This is a genomic window from Leucobacter sp. PH1c, assembly GCF_000633415.1.
Lineage (GTDB): Bacteria > Actinomycetota > Actinomycetes > Actinomycetales > Microbacteriaceae > Leucobacter.
Window position 1 is genome coordinate 1 of record NZ_AYMV01000063.1, and the last position, 242, is coordinate 242.

The 242-nt window shown below is 69.8% G+C and carries 1 pseudogene; it reads left to right on the forward strand.

Annotation, left to right across the window (positions count from 1 at the left end):
- A pseudogene (locus U874_RS15855) lies at nucleotides 1-242 on the forward strand (hypothetical protein); the annotation flags it as partial.

Sequence of the window (242 nt, forward strand, 5' to 3'; positions counted from 1 at the left end):
TCGGCGTCGGCGTCGGCGCAGGCTGACGCGAAGGCGAATGCTGCGGTGCAGGGCGCTGCGGTTGCGGCTGCTGATGCGAACGGCAACGACACGGCTTCGGCTGCTGCTGATGTGACGGCGCAGGCTGCGGCGTCGACGGCTGCGAAGGCTCAGGCTTCGGAGTCGGCTTCGGCTGATGCTCAGGGTTCGGCGCAGACCGCTGCTGCGGCTTCGGCGAATGCTGCGGCTGAGGCTTCGGCTGC